12 protein-coding genes, 2 tRNA genes and 3 rRNA genes are annotated in these 18,727 nt (G+C 31.2%); 9 read left to right on the top strand and 8 right to left on the bottom strand.

Annotated features, from left to right (window positions below; all coding sequences use genetic code 11):
• Positions 1-6: 6 nt before the first annotated feature.
• The 4 genes from ACNSOS_RS05100 to ACNSOS_RS05085 all read right to left on the bottom strand — a co-directional run bounded on the left by ACNSOS_RS05100 (position 7) and on the right by ACNSOS_RS05085 (position 4,460).
• Positions 7-939: an ABC transporter ATP-binding protein gene (locus ACNSOS_RS05100; RefSeq protein ID WP_418186180.1), complete on the bottom strand. Its 933-nt coding sequence runs from the start codon at positions 937-939 to the stop codon at positions 7-9.
• Positions 936-2,504, bottom strand: a complete 1,569-nt coding sequence (locus tag ACNSOS_RS05095; RefSeq protein ID WP_418186179.1) for an ABC transporter permease — start codon at positions 2,502-2,504, stop codon at positions 936-938. The genes ACNSOS_RS05100 and ACNSOS_RS05095 overlap by 4 nt, the downstream gene beginning before the upstream one ends.
• Positions 2,495-3,502, bottom strand: a complete 1,008-nt coding sequence (locus ACNSOS_RS05090; RefSeq protein WP_418186178.1) for a Fe(3+) ABC transporter substrate-binding protein — start codon at positions 3,500-3,502, stop codon at positions 2,495-2,497. The genes ACNSOS_RS05095 and ACNSOS_RS05090 overlap by 10 nt, the downstream gene beginning before the upstream one ends.
• A gap of 181 nt (positions 3,503-3,683) precedes the next feature.
• Positions 3,684-4,460, bottom strand: a complete 777-nt coding sequence (locus tag ACNSOS_RS05085; protein ID WP_418186177.1) for an SDR family NAD(P)-dependent oxidoreductase — start codon at positions 4,458-4,460, stop codon at positions 3,684-3,686.
• A gap of 119 nt (positions 4,461-4,579) precedes the next feature.
• Between ACNSOS_RS05085 and ACNSOS_RS05080 the strand changes: the two genes are divergently transcribed.
• The 9 genes from ACNSOS_RS05080 (at position 4,580) to rrf (ending at position 13,683) form a co-directional block, all read left to right on the top strand.
• Positions 4,580-5,185 (top strand): TetR/AcrR family transcriptional regulator, encoded by a 606-nt coding sequence (locus ACNSOS_RS05080; protein WP_418186176.1) that lies wholly within the window; start codon positions 4,580-4,582, stop codon positions 5,183-5,185.
• Positions 5,186-5,388: 203 nt separating this feature from the next.
• A complete protein-coding gene (locus ACNSOS_RS05075; RefSeq protein ID WP_418186175.1) occupies positions 5,389-5,958 on the top strand; it encodes an anthranilate synthase component II in 570 nt (189 codons plus the stop codon).
• Between the two features lies 1 nt (position 5,959).
• A complete protein-coding gene (locus tag ACNSOS_RS05070; protein WP_418186174.1) occupies positions 5,960-7,159 on the top strand; it encodes a hypothetical protein in 1,200 nt (399 codons plus the stop codon).
• Positions 7,156-7,788 (top strand): type II secretion system protein, encoded by a 633-nt coding sequence (locus tag ACNSOS_RS05065; RefSeq protein ID WP_418186173.1) that lies wholly within the window; start codon positions 7,156-7,158, stop codon positions 7,786-7,788. The genes ACNSOS_RS05070 and ACNSOS_RS05065 overlap by 4 nt, the downstream gene beginning before the upstream one ends.
• A 417-nt stretch (positions 7,789-8,205) precedes the next feature.
• A 16S ribosomal RNA gene (locus tag ACNSOS_RS05060) occupies positions 8,206-9,723 on the top strand.
• A gap of 109 nt (positions 9,724-9,832) precedes the next feature.
• A tRNA-Ile gene (locus ACNSOS_RS05055) sits at positions 9,833-9,909 on the top strand.
• A 49-nt stretch (positions 9,910-9,958) separates the two neighbouring features.
• Positions 9,959-10,034 (top strand) — tRNA-Ala (locus tag ACNSOS_RS05050).
• Positions 10,035-10,447: 413 nt separating this feature from the next.
• Positions 10,448-13,360 (top strand): 23S ribosomal RNA (locus ACNSOS_RS05045).
• A gap of 206 nt (positions 13,361-13,566) precedes the next feature.
• Positions 13,567-13,683 (top strand): 5S ribosomal RNA (gene rrf / locus ACNSOS_RS05040).
• Together the 16S, 23S and 5S rRNA genes with 2 tRNA genes alongside form the textbook arrangement of a ribosomal RNA operon.
• A gap of 437 nt (positions 13,684-14,120) precedes the next feature.
• On the opposite strand, the gene ACNSOS_RS05035 is transcribed toward rrf, so the two are convergent.
• From ACNSOS_RS05035 to ACNSOS_RS05020, 4 genes are all read right to left on the bottom strand, one after another.
• Positions 14,121-14,603 carry a hypothetical protein gene (locus ACNSOS_RS05035; protein WP_418185668.1) on the bottom strand — a complete coding sequence of 161 codons (483 nt, stop codon included), beginning with the start codon at positions 14,601-14,603 and terminating at the stop codon, positions 14,121-14,123.
• 11 nt (positions 14,604-14,614) lie between these two features.
• Positions 14,615-14,920 carry a hypothetical protein gene (locus ACNSOS_RS05030; RefSeq protein ID WP_418185669.1) on the bottom strand — a complete coding sequence of 102 codons (306 nt, stop codon included), beginning with the start codon at positions 14,918-14,920 and terminating at the stop codon, positions 14,615-14,617.
• Positions 14,917-16,506 (bottom strand): PepSY-associated TM helix domain-containing protein, encoded by a 1,590-nt coding sequence (locus ACNSOS_RS05025; RefSeq protein ID WP_418186172.1) that lies wholly within the window; start codon positions 16,504-16,506, stop codon positions 14,917-14,919. The genes ACNSOS_RS05030 and ACNSOS_RS05025 overlap by 4 nt, the downstream gene beginning before the upstream one ends.
• 63 nt (positions 16,507-16,569) lie before the next feature.
• Entirely contained in the window at positions 16,570-18,675 is a 2,106-nt protein-coding gene (locus tag ACNSOS_RS05020; protein ID WP_418186171.1) for a TonB-dependent siderophore receptor, read from the bottom strand.
• Between the last annotated feature and the right edge of the window lie 52 nt (positions 18,676-18,727).

Below are 18,727 nucleotides of genomic sequence, written 5' to 3'. Positions count from 1 at the left end.
TATAAATCAAAAATTTAAAACTTTATCTTCAAAACTTAAATTTATAATTTCTCCAATATTAGGGCTTTTATCAAAACTAGTTATCAATAAATCTTGCCCATCAACCTCTGCTATGATTTCATTAAAATTTCCATAAAAAATATTTTCTTTTACGATAGCTTTTATATTTCCATTTTCACAAATTTTTATATTTTCAGGTCGAATATAAGAATTATCTCCTATTTTTGTAAATTTTCCTAAAAAATTTGCACAATATAAATTAGATGGATTATGATAAAGTTCTTTTGAAGTACCAACTTGAAGAACATCACCACCAAACATAATAGCAATTCTATCTGATAAAAAAAATGCATCTTCCTTATCATGAGTTATAAAAAGTGCTGTTATATTGAAAGATTTTATCATCTCTTTTAATTCAGTTCTTAGAATATTTCTTAATTCTGTATCTATGTTACTTAAAGGTTCATCTAAAAGTAATATTTTTGGTTTATTTATAATAGCACGTGCTAGTGCAACACGCTGTTGTTGTCCTCCACTTAATTCATGTGGATATTTAGTTTCATGACCTTTTAGTTTTGTTTTTTCTAAAATATCTTCTAATTCCTTTTTTGAAGCATTGCTTCCAAAAAGTATATTCGAAGATACATCAAGATGTGGAAGTAGGGCATAATTTTGAAAAACTATTGCAACTTCTCTATCTCTTGGTTCTAAATTTATATTATTTGAAAAAACCAATTGTTCATCAATAAAAATTTCACCTTCATCAGGCTTTTCAAGTCCAGCTAACATTCTTAAAAAGGTAGTTTTCCCACTACCGCTTGTACCTAAAATAGTAAAAATTTCACCTTCATTAAAAGATAAATTTATATTATTTGCTACACAAACATTACCTTTACAAAATGATTTTTTTAAATTTCTTATATCTACAATTTTTTTCATTTTCTTCTTCTTACAAATTTTGAATTTAATAATAAAACTGCAACAGCAGTCGTTAAAACAAGGATTAATGAAGGGAACCCAGTTTTATAAAGCATTTCATTTGTTGCTAATTCATATATTCTTATAGCTAAAGTATCAAAGTTAAATGGTCGTAAAATCAGTGTTGCAGGAAGTTCTTTAGCTATATCTATATAAAGTATTAAAAAACCACTTATTAAATAAGGTTTTAAAAGTGGTAGATAAATTTTAAAAATAGATTGAACTTCATTTTTACAAAATATTTTACTTGCATCATCTATACTAGCATCTATTTTACTAAAGCCATTCTCAACTGAACCAATACTTGATGCAAAATATCTAGTAGTGTAAGCAAAAATTAAAATTATAAATGAGCTACTAAAGAAATATATTCCTAGACTATTATCTATAAAATTTGCAATAATAATCAACCCAACAGCAACAACTGCTCCAGGGATTGAATATCCTAATATTGATAATTTGTGAGTAATATTTGATATTTTTGAAGGAAATTTTCTTATAAAATAAACTATACAGAATGCTAAAAGTACTATAAATAAACTTGATATAATATTTAAATTTAAAGTATTAAATAATAAATCAAATGCCTCAAAATCTAAAGTGTGAATATCCAAGTAAGTCCAATAAATTAAAATAGCAGTTGGAATAAATAGTGTAAAAGAACTGATAATAAAAGATACTAAAAATGCTAAAAGATTGTATTTCCCAGTCAATTTTATTTTATTAGCTTTTTTTGAACTATGAGTTGAACTTGTAAATCTTAATTTTTTTCTAATATTATGTTCAACCAATAAAATAGAAAAAACAAAAACAAGTAGAACAATAGCTACATTTATAGCTCCAGCTAAATCTCCATAACCAAACCAACTTTTAAAAATACCAACACTAAAAGTTTCTATTCCAAAATATAAAACTGTTCCATAATCACTTAATGTTTCCATAATGGCAAGTATTGTTCCTGCAAAAATGGCTGGATAAGACAATGGTAAATATACTTTGAAAAAGGCTTTTATAGGATTTATTTTTTGTAAAGATATTAATTCTGTTACTGTTGATGAAAGAGATGCAAAAGATACTCTTGCTAGAATATAAACATAAGGAAACATTGCTATTGTAAATATAAAAATTGCTCCACTCATATTTAAAATATCAAGTTTAATCGATGTATTATTTAGTATTTGTGATAAAAGACCACGAAATTCAAAAAATCCAACATAAGTATATCCAAAAATATAAGCTGGATAAGCTAAAGGTAAAACAAAACAAATAGCAAAAAATTTACTTCCAAAATATGTAAATCTTGCACTTAAATATGATGTTATAGTGCCTATGATGATTACAAAAATAGCCGTTCCTAAAATCAAATGAGTAGTGTTTAATGTATATTCTATTAAGAAATCACTTTGTAAAAACTCTTTATTAAATGAACCACTAAATATAAAATATGCTATTAAAATTAATATTGGTAAGGCTATACATAGCCCCAAAACTGGAGCTATATAGAATTTTAAATTTTTTATTTCCATTTCCCTTTTGTTGCTATTTCAACTGCTTTTTTTGTATATTTTCCAACTTCATTTAAAGGGATAGTATCTTCTTTAAATTCACCCCAAGAAGCAACTATACCAGCTGGTTTTACTTTTGGATTTACAGGATATTCATAATTTCCTTGTGCTAAAGCACCTTGTGCATCAACACTTGTTAAAAATTCGATTAATTTTACAGCATTATCTTTATTTGGAGCAAATTTTGTAACACTAGCACCTGAAATATTTATATGTGCTCCAGTTGTTTCTTGTGCAGGAAAAAATACTCCAATAGATTTTGCTATTTCTTCATCAACTTTATCACCACTATTTGCCATAACTCCAACATAATAAGAGTTTACAATAGCAATATCAGCTTCTCCAGAGGCTACTGCTCTTATTTGATCTTTGTCAGCACCTTTTGGGTTTCTTGCAAAGTTTTCAACTAAACCTTTTACAAACTCTAATGCTTTATCTTCTCCATGATGAGCAATAATTGAAGCTAATAGAGATTTATTATAAGCGTGAGTTGAAGTTCTAGTTATAACTTTACCTTTAAATTGTGGTTTTGTAATAGAAAAATAGTCCCCTAAATCTTTAGGATTTACAGTTTTTGGGTTATAAACAAAAAGTCTTGCTCTTTTTGTAAGAGAGAACCATTTTCCATCTTCATCTCTTAAATGACTTGGAATATTTTCTTCTAAAGTTTTTGATTCTACTTTCTGAAGTAAATCTCTTTGTTTTGCATCATATAAATTTCCAATATCAGCAGTGATAAGTATATCAGCAGGAGAATTTGCTCCTTCAATAGCTAATCTTGAAACTAACTCTTCAGCTTTTGCTGTTACCAAATTTACCTTAATACCTGTTTTTTCTTCAAATTGTTTGAATAAAATTTTATCTGAATCGTAATGTCTTTGAGAATAAACATTTACTTCATTGTTTGCAAATAGAAAACTTGAAAGTAAAAGTGAACTTAATGCTAATTTTTTAATCATTATATACTCCATTTTTTAATTTGAACTTGAATGATATAATATTTAAACTTTAAAAAAAGTTATAGTAAGAATGGTTATTAGGATGTTGTAATTATATATTACAAACTCCTATAATTTCTTCCAGCATTTTTAATTTTAATAAATTTTAGGTTATTGTATTTTCTATTTATTTCATAAACCACTATACCTCTTGTATTTGTCTAACATATTTTAAAAATATTGGTTTTGGTACAAATGGTATTATTTTTATCATTATATTTTGAAAACAACCAACACCAGAGATTTTATCTAACTCACCTTTTATCATGGCATTATAACCATCTTGAGCAACACTTAGTGCAGAAACAGCCTTATCCAAAAGTTTTGTTTTATCAACTCCTGAAGTTGCACCAAAATTGGTTTCAGTTGCACCTGGAAGCAAATTTGTAACTGTAATATTTGTATCATATAATTCTTCACTTAATGCATTTCCCCATGAAGTTACATAAGCTTTTGTTGCATAATATACTGCTTGAAGTGGTCCAGGTAGTAATGAAGCAATTGAAGATATATTTAAAATCTTGCCACTATTTCTTTTTTTCATATCAGATAAAAATAAATATGTTAGTTCTGTTACTGCTATTATATTGAGATTAATCATTTGAGATTGTCTTTCCCAAGAAAGCTCATCAAATTTACCTAATAATCCAAATCCTGCATTGTTAAATAAATATTCTATATCAATATTTAAAGCCTTTACATTTTCATATACCTCTTTAGCTGATCCTATAACTGATAAATCAATTATGATATTTACAACTTTTACTGAAAATTTAAATTCTAATTCATTTTTTAAGCTTATTAAACTATCTTCATTTCTTGCTACTAAAACTAAATCTCCACCTTTACTTGCATGAATTTTAGCTAATTCTTTTCCTATACCTGAACTTGCACCTGTAATTAAAGCTACATTTTTCATTTCATTCCTTTGTTGTTTAAACTATACTCAAAAGTTTAGTGTAAGAAATCTTAAATATTAATTAAACTAAACGGTTTAGTCTGAATATCTCTTAAGTTTTTATTTGTTAAAATTCTATTATGAAAAGAAATAGACCATTAAATCAAGAAAAAAGAAATGCTATTATAAAAGCTGCTATTGAAGAATTTTATACAAAAGGGTATGAAGCTTCTAGTATGGATACAATATCTAAGGAAGCTAATGTATCTAAAGCTACTGTATATAATCATTTTAAAAATAAAGAAGATCTATTTTTAGCATTAGCACATATATTACTTGAAAAACTTGAAAAAAGTTTTCAATATGAATATGATAATAACAAAACAATAGAATTTCAATTAAAAGAAATTGCATATAAAGAATTAGAGTTTTTAAATAACAATGAAAATATGAAATTAATTCAGATTTTAACAGTTGTAATGATTCAAAAAAATGAGATTGGTTTAAAATTATTAGCTTATGAAAGAGATGACTGTATGGATATGACTTCAAAATGGTTTGAGAAAGCTAAAGAAAATAAAAAATTAGATTTTGAAAGTTCTTTATTTGTATCTAAACAGTTTATAGGAATGATTAAATCATTTGCTTTTTATCCACAAATCTATGGTGCATCTAAATTGACATCTGATGAACAAAATAACTTAGTAGAAAAAGCTGTGCAGATGATAATAAAACAATATAGTTAAATATTGTTAATTCACATATCATAAAAATTTGAGATTAAACATCAATTAGATATAATGAATAACTTTTATGCTACTTTTAGCGTACTATTATAAACTGTATAAAATACTAAAATGAGTAGTAATTGATTAGCATGATTTTTAATATTTTAGAATAAATTTTGTATAAATCCATAGAAAATATGGCTTAAAAGGATAAAAATAAAATGATTTTAATGATTGATAACTATGATAGCTTTACATATAATATTGTTCAATATTGTTTAGAATTGGGAGCAGATTTAAATATAATTAGAAATGATGAAATGAGTTTAGAAGATATAATAGCTTTAAATCCTAGTAAAATTATAATTTCACCTGGTCCAGCAACTCCAGATGATGCTGGTGTTTGCCTTGAAGTTATAGAATATTTTTCTGATAAAAAACCAATTTTTGGGATTTGTTTAGGACATCAAGCCATAGCACAAGTTTTTGGTGCAAAAGTTATAAGAGCAAAAAATATGATGCATGGAAAAACTTCTTTAATAAAAGTTGTAAAAGATACAAAAATCTTTGAAGGATTACCAAAAGAGTTTACTCAAACAAGATACCATTCTTTAATTGTAGATAAAAATGATTTACCAAAAGATATTATTGTTACTTCAAAAAGTTTAGATGATGAAGAGATAATGTCTTTGGAAATAAAAGATAAACAAATTTATGGTGTACAATTTCACCCAGAGTCAATTATGAGTGAACATGGGCATAAGATAATAGATAATTTTTTAAAGATTTAGAATGCTTTTAAAAAGTAAATATACATTATATTTTTATATATTATTATTTTTTATTGTATGTTTACTTTTTATACAAACACAAGTTTATCTAAGTATTTCATATAAAGAAGCTTTGAATTTTTATGAGAATAGTTCCATTTTATCATTTATTACACAAGCCTCTGTATATTTATTTGGGCAAAGTGATTTAGCATTAAGATTACCTTTTATATGTATGTATATTTTTAGTGTAGTTCTAATGTATAAAATTACTGAAAACTATTTCAAATATGAAATGGATAGATTTATATCAATTTGCCTTTTTATGGTCTTACCAGGAGTTTTGAGTGCCTCACTTTTAGTAAATACGGCAATAATTTGTATATTTTTAACTCTTTTATATATCTACTATTATGAAAAATATGGTAAACACTTATATTATTTGTTACCGTTTTTACTATTTGTTGATAACTCTTTTGCAATACTTTTTTTGGCTCTTTTTTTATTTTCGTTTAAAACTAAAGATAGAAAACTTTTATATTTCACAACAATTTTATTTGTTCTATCTATATTTATTTATGGAATATTTACTGATGGGCGTCCAAAAGGTTTTTTAATAGATACTTTTGGAATATATGCAGCTATATTATCTCCACTTTTATTTTTATACTTTTTATACTCTTTATATAGAGTATTAATAAAAAAAGAGATGGATTTGAGTTGGTATATAGCTTCAACAGCACTTCTTTTGTCTATTTTAGCATCATTTAGACAACGCATATATATAGAAGATTTTGCTCCTTATGTTGTTGTGGTTATTCCTGCAATTGTAAAAATATTTTTGCATTCATATAGAGTTAGATTAAAAGAGTTTAGAACAACTTATAATATTATAGCTATAACAACAATTTTATTTTTATCAATTAATATTTTGTTTACATTTGTAAATAAACCAATTTATTTACTTCTTGAAAGAAGCGATAAACACTTTGTACATCAATACCATTTTGTAAAAGAACTTTCAAAAGAACTTAAAAATAGAAATATCAATGGTGTTTTTTGTGATGATAAGTCTTTAGCTTTAAGGCTAAAATTTTATGGAATTAAAGAAACAGAAGATTACTTTTTATCAGAATTTGAATTTTATGGTTATGATGAAAAAATATCAATTAACTACTACGATAAAGAACTTTTTAGAGTGTATATAAAAAAATTAATATGAAAAAATCATTTTTCCTAATAGAATTTATTATAGTAATAGTTATATTAGGGATAATTTACTCAATTTTTACTCCGAAGAAATATATAAACAAATTAGATGAAGTTACGAATAGAATTTTAATATATTTACATTTTACAAGATTTAAAGCTTTGAGCGATGATGTTTATTCAGAAGAAAAAGATAGCAAAGGAGATAATCTTTGGTATAAAGGTAGATGGACTATGAAGTTTATGCGATGTTCTGAAAATAAAGGTGGAGGAATTTATTTTCGTATTTATTCAGAAAAAAATGATAAAGGACATGCTGGTCAAAAGGAGAGTCTAAAAGACCCACTTTCAAATAAATATATTTATAATACAAATGCTTGTAACAATAATATTGAAAATAGTCCATTTGTGCTTTTAAAAAACTATGATATAAAAAAAGTAGATATTAGTTGCAACTCTACTGATTCTTTAGGACAAATATCCTTTGGTGAAGATGGAAAAGTGTACTCAAGAATATCAGAAGCATATGATTTTGAGATAAAAAAACCTTGTATTATAAAGTTTATATCAAATTCAAATGATTTTAGAGAAATTGCTATTCATCCAAATAGTGGTTTTATCGAACTTTTAAAAAAGAAATAAACAAATTCCAAAATTTAAGCCAGAATTAATAGAAACCTCTTGACAAATAAGAAAAAAGCTATTATAATTCCCGTCCAATTTGACCAGACAGCTGGGAAGGTTGAGATCTTTAAAGTTTGATAGGTTTAGAGAGGGTAATCTTTGTAAACCGAATATATATGTTAAAAGAAAATTTGTACAAGTAGTAATATTTAACCTAGAGATAGGAATAGATATTATTTGAAATACTTGTCTATAACTTGAGTGATAATTTTGTAACTAACTTAATAGAGAGTTATATGTTTAGAGATAGATATATAGTTTAAAAGAGAGTAATTATGGAATATGTCAGTTTCAAACACTATAAAGAGTGATAGAATTTAGAATGTAAATTAAAATGTAATTTTTAATTTGTAGTTTTTTATTTTTCATTGTAAATTTATGGAGAGTTTGATCCTGGCTCAGAGTGAACGCTGGCGGCGTGCTTAACACATGCAAGTCGAACGAGAACGGGTTATAACTTGTTATAACTGTCAGCTAAGTGGCGCACGGGTGAGTAATGTATAGGTAATATGCCTCTTACTAAGGGATAACAAATGGAAACGTTTGCTAATACCTTATATTCCTTATAAACAAAAGTTTGTAAGGGAAAGATTTATTGGTAAGAGATTGGCCTGTATTGTATCAGTTAGTTGGTGGGGTAATGGCCTACCAAGACAATGACGCATAACTGGTTTGAGAGGATGATCAGTCACACTGGAACTGAGACACGGTCCAGACTCCTACGGGAGGCAGCAGTGGGGAATATTGCACAATGGACGAAAGTCTGATGCAGCAACGCCGCGTGGAGGATGACACATTTCGGTGCGTAAACTCCTTTTATATAAGAAGATGATGACGGTATTATATGAATAAGCACCGGCTAACTCCGTGCCAGCAGCCGCGGTAATACGGGGGGTGCAAGCGTTACTCGGAATCACTGGGCGTAAAGAGCATGTAGGCGGATTGATAAGTTTGAAGTGAAATCCTATAGCTTAACTATAGAACTGCTTTGAAAACTGTTAATCTAGAATGTGGGAGAGGTAGATGGAATTTCTGGTGTAGGGGTAAAATCCGTAGAGATCAGAAGGAATACCGATTGCGAAGGCGATCTACTGGAACATTATTGACGCTGAGATGCGAAAGCGTGGGGAGCAAACAGGATTAGATACCCTGGTAGTCCACGCCCTAAACGATGTACACTAGTTGTTGTGAGACTAGATCTTGCAGTAATGCAGTTAACACATTAAGTGTACCGCCTGGGGAGTACGGTCGCAAGATTAAAACTCAAAGGAATAGACGGGGACCCGCACAAGCGGTGGAGCATGTGGTTTAATTCGACGATACACGAAGAACCTTACCTGGACTTGACATAGTAAGAATGATTTAGAGATAGATTAGTGTCTGCTTGCAGAAACTTGCATACAGGTGCTGCACGGCTGTCGTCAGCTCGTGTCGTGAGATGTTGGGTTAAGTCCCGCAACGAGCGCAACCCTCGTCGTTAGTTGCTAACAGTTCGGCTGAGAACTCTAACGAGACTGCCTACGCAAGTAGGAGGAAGGTGAGGATGACGTCAAGTCATCATGGCCCTTACGTCCAGGGCTACACACGTGCTACAATGGAGTATACAAAGAGCAGCGATACAGTGATGTGGAGCAAATCTTATAAAATACTTCCCAGTTCGGATTGTAGTCTGCAACTCGACTACATGAAGTTGGAATCGCTAGTAATCGTAGATCAGCTATGCTACGGTGAATACGTTCCCGGGTCTTGTACTCACCGCCCGTCACACCATGGGAGTTGAACTCATTCGAAGCGGGGATGCTAAAGTAGCTACCTTCCACAGTGGATTCAGCGACTGGGGTGAAGTCGTAACAAGGTAACCGTAGGAGAACCTGCGGTTGGATCACCTCCTTTCAGAGAAGTGTATTAAGATTTGATTCTTAATACATAGAATAAGAAAAAAACAATTAACAATATATGTTCGGTTTATAAAGATTATTTGAATAAATATATATAGGTGAATGGGCCTATAGCTCAGCTGGCTAGAGCGCTCGACTGATAATCGTGAGGTCTCAGGTTCAAGTCCTGATAGGCCCACCATTAAATAATCTTTACTTTTAATAGAGATATTAGAATTAAGAGTTTTGTTGGGGAATTAGCTCAGCTGGGAGAGCGCCTGCTTTGCACGCAGGAGGTCAGCGGTTCGATCCCGCTATTCTCCACCATATATATAAACTAATATTTAAAAATTAGATATAAGCTTTTATAGATTAAAAGTTTATATCTGGTTTTTAAAACTAGAAAACATTACTAAGATAACTTTAGTTATTTTAAGTAGTATGATATTTAAAAATATAATGTTAAAGTCTTTAAAATTTTTTCGTAAGATTAAATAATAATATGAAGATAAAAGATGAGAGTTTTTTATTGTAGTAGAGTTAAATAATTTTAAATAAAAAAATTTCATATCAATAATTTGTGATAAATTAAATTTATTATAAAACTATAGATAGAACACAACTAAATTATTAAATATAAATATATTTAATAAGATAGTAGCCAAAGAATATTATCAAACTAAAAGTATTAAATTAATTTTTAATACTTTAAAGGCAAATAACTTGAAAGAGTTATTTATTAATAAGCTATTAAGGGCTAATGGTGGATGCCTAGACTGTAAGAGGCGATGAAAGACGTATTAGGCTGCGATAAGCCACGGGGAGTTGCCAAAGAGCGTTGATCCGTGGATTTCTGAATGGGGCAACCCAGTATAATGAGAGTTATATTACCCTACGGGGAGCGAACCTAGTGAAGTGAAACATCTCAGTAGCTAGAGGAAGAGAAATCAAAAGAGATTCCGTAAGTAGCGGCGAGCGAACGCGGACAAGGACAAACCCAATACTTGTATTGGGGGTTGTAGGACTATAATATGAATTAAAGATGATAGATGAAATACTTGGAAAAGTGTAGCATAGAAGGTGAAACTCCTGTAATTTAAATCATCAATAATTTTAATAGTATCCTGAGTAGGTCGGAACACGTGATATTTTGACTGAAGCTGGGGGGACCACCCTCCAATCCTAAATACTACTTACAGATCGATAGTGAACAAGTACCGTGAGGGAAAGGTGAAAAGTACTGCAGCGAGCAGAGTGAAATAGAACCTGAAACCATTAGCTTACAATCATTCAGAGCCCTATGATTTATCAGGGTGATGGACTGCCTTTTGCATAATGAGCCTGCGAGTTGTGGTTAGTGGCAAGGTTAAGTCAAGTACGAAGCCGTAGCGAAAGCGAGTCTTAATAGGGCGCCATAGTCACTAGCTGCAGACCCGAAACGAAGTGATCTATCCATGAGCAGGTTGAAGCTGGTGTAAGAGCCAGTGGAGGACCGAACCCGCTGACGTTGAAAAGTCTTGGGATGACTTGTGGATAGGGGTGAAAGGCCAATCAAACTTCGTGATAGCTGGTTCTCTCCGAAATATATTTAGGTATAGCCTTGTGTTGTAGCATATAGGGGTAGAGCACTGAATGGGCTAGGGCTGCTTACCGCGGTACCAAACCCTATCAAACTATGAATACTATATGTGGAATCACAGGAGTCAGGCGGTGGGTGATAAAATCAATCGTCGAGAGGGGAACAACCCAGACTAACAGCTAAGGTCCCTAAGTTACATCTAAGTGGAAAACGATGTGGAGTTACTGTGACAACCAGGAGGTTGGCTTAGAAGCAGCCATCCTTTAAAGAAAGCGTAACAGCTCACTGGTCTAGTGATTCTGCGCGGAAAATATAACGGGGCTAAGATGTACACCGAAGCTTTAGATTCAATTTTTAATTGAGTGGTAGGAGAGCGTTCTATTCAGCGTAGAAGATGTACCGGTAAGGAGCGTTGGAGCGGATAGAAGTGAGCATGCAGGCATGAGTAGCGATAATTAAGGTGAGAATCCTTAACGCCGAAAACCCAAGGTTTCCTACGCGATGCTCGTCATCGTAGGGTTAGTCGGGACCTAAGTCGAGTCCGAAAGGGGTAGACGATGGCAAATTGATTAATATTTCAATACCAACATATAAGCGCGATGTGGGGACGCATAGAGTTAATCGAGGTCACTGATGGAATAGTGGCTCGAAGGACGTAGGTTGTTAAGTAGGCAAATCCGCTTAACATTAGACCGAGATCTTACAGGCTCTTGACACTCTTCGGAGGAGATGGAGAATCGATGATACTGTCGTGCCAAGAAAAGCCACTAAGTATATTATATGTTGCCCGTACCGTAAACCGACACAGGTGGGTGGGATGAGTATTCTAAGGCGCGTGGAAGAACCCTCTTTAAGGAACTCTGCAAAATAGCACCGTATCTTCGGTATAAGGTGTGCCTACTTTGGTATATGAACTTGCTTCAAAAAGCCAAAGAGGTTGCAACAAAGAGTCCCTCCCGACTGTTTACCAAAAACACAGCACTTTGCTAACACGTAAGTGGATGTATAAGGTGTGACGCCTGCCCGGTGCTCGAAGGTTAACTGATGATGTCAGCGCAAGCGAAGCATTTGATTGAAGCCCGAGTAAACGGCGGCCGTAACTATAACGGTCCTAAGGTAGCGAAATTCCTTGTCGGTTAAATACCGACCTGCATGAATGGCGTAACGAGATGGGAGCTGTCTCAAAGAGGGATCCAGTGAAATTGTAGTGGAGGTGAAAATTCCTCCTACCCGCGGAAAGACGGAAAGACCCCGTGCACCTTTACTACAGCTTGACACTGTAGCTTGGATATTCATGTGCAGGATAGGTGGGAGGCTATGATGACTAGACGCCAGTAGAGTCGGAGCCATCCTTGAGATACCACCCTTGAATATTTGAGTTACTAACTGCGTACAATTATCTTGTATCAGGACAATGTCTGGTGGGTAGTTTGACTGGGGCGGTCGCCTCCTAAATAGTAACGGAGGCTTACAAAGGTTAGTTCAAAGCGGATGGAAATCGCTTGTTGAGTATAATGGCATAAACTAGCTTGACTGTGAGACCTACAAGTCGAACAGAGACGAAAGTCGGTCATAGTGATCCGGTGGTTCTGCGTGGAAGGGCCATCGCTCAAAGGATAAAAGGTACGCCGGGGATAACAGGCTGATCTCCCCCAAGAGCTCACATCGACGGGGAGGTTTGGCACCTCGATGTCGGCTCATCGCATCCTGGGGCTGTAGTCGGTCCCAAGGGTATGGCTGTTCGCCATTTAAAGCGGTACGCGAGCTGGGTTCAGAACGTCGTGAGACAGTTCGGTCCCTATCTTCCGTGGGCGTAGGAAAGTTGAAGAGATTTGTCCCTAGTACGAGAGGACCGGGATGAACGTACCACTAGTGTACCAATTGTTCTGCCAAGAGCATCGTTGGGTAGCTACGTACGGATGTGATAAGAGCTGAAAGCATCTAAGCTCGAAGCCAACTCTAAGATGAACTTTCCCTGAAGTTCCCAGCAAGACTAGCTGGTTGATAGGCTGGATGTGTAAGCGTTGTAAGGCGTTTAGCTGACCAGTACTAATAGAACGTTTGGCTTATTTTTATTTCTTTGGTTTACTATCTTATTAAGTATACAATACTTAATAATTGTGTTTACATTAGTTTTTATATGAAATACAAAAAGACTTTAACATTATCTTTATCTAAACTCTATATTTGAGTTGAGTATTAAGAGCAAAGCTTTTAAATGAAAAGTTAAAAATGGAAAATGAATAATTCACTTTTTATTTGCTTTTACTACTCAACTTTGTTAGTGGTTACAGAGAAGTGGAAATACCCAGTCCCCATTCCGAACCTGGTAGTCAAGCACTTCATCGCCGATAATACTGCAGGGTCCCCTTGTGGAAACGTAGGTCACCGCTAACTCTTTGAGTATTCTTTTTACAAATGCCTTTCCTAAGTTACTTCTTCTAGTATTTTAGGGAAGGCTTTTTTTTATTCTATTTCTTCCTTCTCAACACAATTAAACATATTTCAATACCTTCTTCAAATTTTATTTATATACTATTTATTTTTTACTAAATACCTCTATTTTTTTCTATTTATCTATTTCTATTGTTTAAATTTATTTACATAATTTATCTTTTAACTCTTTTTTTAATAAGTTTTATTACATTTTATCTTTTTTAGCAAAAATGACTATTAAATTAACTTATTACAATATATAAACTTAGGTATGAGTTCCAAGGTAAAAGAAAGGACAATTTTTTAACTTTAGCTCCTAATCTAAATTGATGTTAAAAAATCTGAAAATACAAAAAAACCTTGAAACCCACACCTAAGTCTATTTTTAAAAGAGAATTTTAACTCTCTTTTAATTGATTTAATATTCTATTTGTATTTTTATTACTAAAATAAATTGTCATTAAAAATAATATTATACATATACTAAAAAATACTATAGTTACACTACTCCATTCATGTGATACATTCTGTGGTACTGTTACTTGTTTACTTTGTGCTTTTAACTCTTCACTATATCCTTCTATTGGTGCAATACCTTCTTTTACCAAAGTATGTCCACTCCCTCCATCAAGAACTACTTGATATGGCTCTTTTGGAATATCAATAGTTATCTCACTCTCTTTTGGAAGTCTTTGTTGAAACAATACATTTCCACTAACCAAAGACTCTATTTTTACTAATGCTCCTGCTGCATCATCTCCTGTATCAAACTCTCCTGCAACTGTTATAGTATTATCTTTATTATCTTCTACAAACAGCATTAATTCATGAGAATACAAACCAAAGCTCAAACTTAACATTAATATTAATTTTTTTATCATTTTATTTATCCTTAAACATTATAAAGTATTATCAAAGCTATTCCAAATATTAAAGTTGGAACAACACATCTTAAAAGTGCAATATATTTTGATTTAGATAAGCTTATCCAAAGAGCAACACTAGCCCAAGCAAAAGTATTAAACAACAACGGTACTATAATAGATTCTCCAGCAGTTCCTGGAATAATAAATATTAGCAAAGTCATTCCTAAATATGCAACTATTAATCCACCAACAATAGAACAAATTGTTCTAAACAATCCTATTTTTTTACCACTACTTTCTACTACTTTTAAACTATTTAAATAATTTATCATTTAACACCTCTTCTTGTCCAAAACTCTTGTATCTTTTGTCTATCAGTTGGAAGTTTATAAGCAACATAAAGCAAAATCAATCCAAAAACAAACAATCCTATATCAACAGCTAAAACTGTATATATTTCTTCATTCCAAAGTCTAATAGGAGAAAAACCACTAAATATAAAATGTATTATTGGACTTAAAACAAACAATACTCCACCAAGATATAAAAACTCTTTAGCTGTTTGATAAGAGTTTAATTTATAAAACGAATAAGTCAAAGTTCCTATCCAAGCAACAGCAAAAAAACATTTTTGAATTAAAACTCTATTTTCCATATCAAAAGGAAGTAACCATTGTAAAACAAACAACAAGGCTGTTGCTGGAATAACTCCTATCATAACTGCTAGTGAGAGTTTTCCAAATCCTTGATATACTGGAATATTATCTCCAAACTTTCTGGCTTTCTTCTCTAAATAAAGTAGATTCCCAAAGCCTATGGCTAGGGTAGATAAAAGCATAAGTGAAAGTATAAAAAACCTAGTAAAAGTATCTACTCCAAATAAAAAGTGTAAAAAGAAAATACTATCGTAAAATAAACCACTCCAGTGTTTATCCATAACTTTTTGTTGATGAATTAATTTTCCATCCACTCCACTTAGTGTTACAAAAGGTTTATTTGAAATACCATTTAAAAATGGCATATATGGATTGTATCCTTCAAATTTTGCTATTGCACTACTATCATTCCAGTTTATGATACTTACTCTTTGAAAATCTATTTGAGGTGCTATATCTTTTGCAATTTTAAGTAACTCATTTATTGGAAGCATTTGCACATTATCATTTTTTAAATCAAGCCTAGGTTCTTGTGGATACAAAATAGGTCCAGTAATATTCCAAATTTTATGTGTATCTCCTTTTGTAGCAATATATGTCATAGGGGCTGAACCACTATAACCAATATTCATCAAAGCACCTGTTAAAGTTATGATAATAAAAGGAGCAAAAGTCCAAATAAAAATCTTTCTATGCCATTTTGAAAATTTACTTGTAGGGGATTTATCACTATTTTTATATTTTATTTTTAATATTAAATAAACTCCTCCCATAACCAAAAACATAACTCCAACAGCCATCAAACCGAAAATAATATATCCTAAATCTTTAAAAGGTCTTCCATAGTGCATAGAGTTCAAAAACCATGCAAGTTCAGATAAATCATCTTCATCCTTAACTTCCAAATATGTATTTGGATTAAAAACTTTTGTATCTACAAAATCTGTGCTTATTCTTAATGCTGAATCTGACATATATCCTGGAAAAGATATTTTGATAGGATTTACTTTTGGATAATCAGGGTCTGCTAAAACTGGGTCTATCATTGTTCCATAATTAATATTTGTAATATCTGCCATTTTAAAATGTCGTGAAGGTTTCTCCCAATTTTCTATATATGGAAGTAGTATTGCAAAAATTCCAAAGAAAACTGCTATATACATAAGTAATGAGAAGCTTACTCCTACTGTAACATGTACTCTTTGGAGTCTTTGTTTGAAGACTTTTTCATCTTCATGTTTACATGATTGTTCTTTATTCATTTTTATTTTATTCCTTTTTTATGCCCTTTAGATATTTAACTAAAGAGCATAAATAGATATTTTTTAGAATGAGTATTTCATTCCAACAGTGAAGTTTAATGGATCTCCATAAACCATAGAGTTTGCTCCAATACCATCATAATATTTTTTATCAAATAAATTATTCACATTTACTTGAAGATCTAAATTTTTAGTTGCTTTATATCCAGCCATTAAATCAGTAGTTACAAAAGCATCTTGAGTAATTTTAGTTGCACCACTTCCTGTATAAGCTTTACTTTTATAGTTTAAACCAGCACCAAATCTAAAATCATTTAGAGCATATTTTGCCCATAAATTTGCAGTTGTTCTTGAAGAATCTGTATTAAATTTAGCACCTTTTGCATTTTTAGCTTCAAAGTTTGCTAAACCAAAATCTAAATTTAGATTATCTGTAATTTTCCCTGTTGCATTAAACTCAAATCCTTTACTTACAACACCTTTAGCAGATCTATAAGCAGATTCAGTTGTTCCAGGAATTTTAATTTCTGGTTCAATTTTCTCTCCAACACCATCTTGTTCTATTCTAAAAATTGATACAGATGTATTTAAATTTCCATCAAAATATTCACCTTTGATACCAGCTTCATAACTTTTACCTTCTATAGGATCTAAATATTGGTTATTTACATCTTTATTGCTTTGAGGTTTAAAAATACTCGTATAACTTGCATAAATTGAGTGATTATCATTTATATCATAAATCAACCCTGCATAAGGTGTTATTTCATTATCAAACTCTCTATTTCCTTTTCCATTTTCAGCCTTATATTCCCAAGATGAAACTCTAACTCCAGTAACAAGTTTTAAATCTTGCATTAAAGAGAATTTTCCTGCCAAATATACAGCTTTTTGTGTAGTTGAATTAAGTGTATTTTTACCTGATGAAGTCCAATTATTATGAGGATTTGGTACATTAATAACATCTATTGTAACATTTGTAAGATTTGCATTTGCCCAATTAGATTTTGTTACTTTATTTTTATTGTACATTGTTCCTAAAACTATTTCTTGGTCTAGATTAGCTATTTCAAAAGGTATAGAAGCATATAAATCTATATTATTCTCTTTTTCTGTTTTTGTATCTGTATATCTTGAGGGATCTCCCGTTCCAAGTCCTGTATTCTTATTAACTGTTCCTCCAAAATATGCAATTTTTGTATCTGCATCAAAAGTTCTGTTTAATACAGATAAATTAATTGAAATATCATTATAAATATATTGTTTAAAATCAGCAAAATAACTAGTTATTTCATTATCCCAGTATGTCCAATCTCCTGAAACTGTTTTATTTCTTGTATAATCTGTTTTTGTTCCATCACTATAAAATGCGGGTAATCCACCCCATCTTACTCCATCTCTTTGATTTTTTTCATAACTAGCACCTAAAGATAGATATGTAGTATCTGTTAAATCCATATCAACTACACCATAAATAACATCTGTTTGTTTTTTATAATTATCCATATATGATTTTTTATCTTGATGTTTTGCTACTATTCTTGCTCTTACACTTCCATCACTATTCAAAGGCGTTGAAATATCTGCTGAAGCACCATAATTATCCCAAGAACCAGCATTTAAATTTACATTTCCTGTAAATTCTTTACTATTTGCATGTTTTCTTATAAAGTTCATTCCCATTGATGGATTTCCAGCACCTGTCATCAAACCATTTGCACCTTTAATAACTTCAACTCTATCATATATGATTAAGTCTGGATCTGCTGCATTTCCATTCATTGAATATGTTGGTATACCATCAAATAAATAGTAATCAACACTAAATCCTCTTGCTGTTGGATATACCCTTTCATCCCATTTATTTAAAGTAACTCCAGGAGTTTTTGCTAATAAATCTTGAAAAGAAACAATATTTTGATCATCTAATTTTTGTCTTGTAAAAACTAATGAAGTCTGTGGAGTTTCTCTTGGAGATAAATCTAGTTTTGTAGCTGTTTTCATACTTTTTGTTGTGTATGAATTTGTATTTTCTGTAACACCATAGTAGCTACCACCATTTTTCTCAGATACAGATATTGTATCTAAAACTGTTGTTTCTTGTGCCAAAGTTGTCGTACCTAAAGCCATTATCACACAAAGTGACAATGGTATCATACTCTTTCTCATATACTTTCCTTTTATATAATTGTAATAACTACTACTGATATGTAATAGTGAA

Origin of the sequence: Aliarcobacter vitoriensis, assembly GCF_048320235.1 — a bacterium.
Taxonomy (GTDB): Bacteria; Campylobacterota; Campylobacteria; order Campylobacterales; family Arcobacteraceae; genus Aliarcobacter; species Aliarcobacter vitoriensis.
This window is presented reverse-complemented; position numbering and strand designations above follow the sequence as displayed.

Coding starts and splice junctions, on each gene's coding strand:
- ACNSOS_RS05100 (WP_418186180.1), bottom strand. CDS start 939: ATGAAAAAAATTGTAGATATAAGAAATTTAAAAAAATCATTTTGTAAA.
- ACNSOS_RS05095 (WP_418186179.1), bottom strand. CDS start 2,504: ATGGAAATAAAAAATTTAAAATTCTATATAGCTCCAGTTTTGGGGCTA.
- ACNSOS_RS05090 (WP_418186178.1), bottom strand. CDS start 3,502: ATGATTAAAAAATTAGCATTAAGTTCACTTTTACTTTCAAGTTTTCTA.
- ACNSOS_RS05085 (WP_418186177.1), bottom strand. CDS start 4,460: ATGAAAAATGTAGCTTTAATTACAGGTGCAAGTTCAGGTATAGGAAAA.
- ACNSOS_RS05080 (WP_418186176.1), top strand. CDS start 4,580: ATGAAAAGAAATAGACCATTAAATCAAGAAAAAAGAAATGCTATTATA.
- ACNSOS_RS05075 (WP_418186175.1), top strand. CDS start 5,389: ATGATTTTAATGATTGATAACTATGATAGCTTTACATATAATATTGTT.
- ACNSOS_RS05070 (WP_418186174.1), top strand. CDS start 5,960: ATGCTTTTAAAAAGTAAATATACATTATATTTTTATATATTATTATTT.
- ACNSOS_RS05065 (WP_418186173.1), top strand. CDS start 7,156: ATGAAAAAATCATTTTTCCTAATAGAATTTATTATAGTAATAGTTATA.
- ACNSOS_RS05035 (WP_418185668.1), bottom strand. CDS start 14,603: ATGATAAAAAAATTAATATTAATGTTAAGTTTGAGCTTTGGTTTGTAT.
- ACNSOS_RS05030 (WP_418185669.1), bottom strand. CDS start 14,920: ATGATAAATTATTTAAATAGTTTAAAAGTAGTAGAAAGTAGTGGTAAA.
- ACNSOS_RS05025 (WP_418186172.1), bottom strand. CDS start 16,506: ATGAATAAAGAACAATCATGTAAACATGAAGATGAAAAAGTCTTCAAA.
- ACNSOS_RS05020 (WP_418186171.1), bottom strand. CDS start 18,675: ATGAGAAAGAGTATGATACCATTGTCACTTTGTGTGATAATGGCTTTA.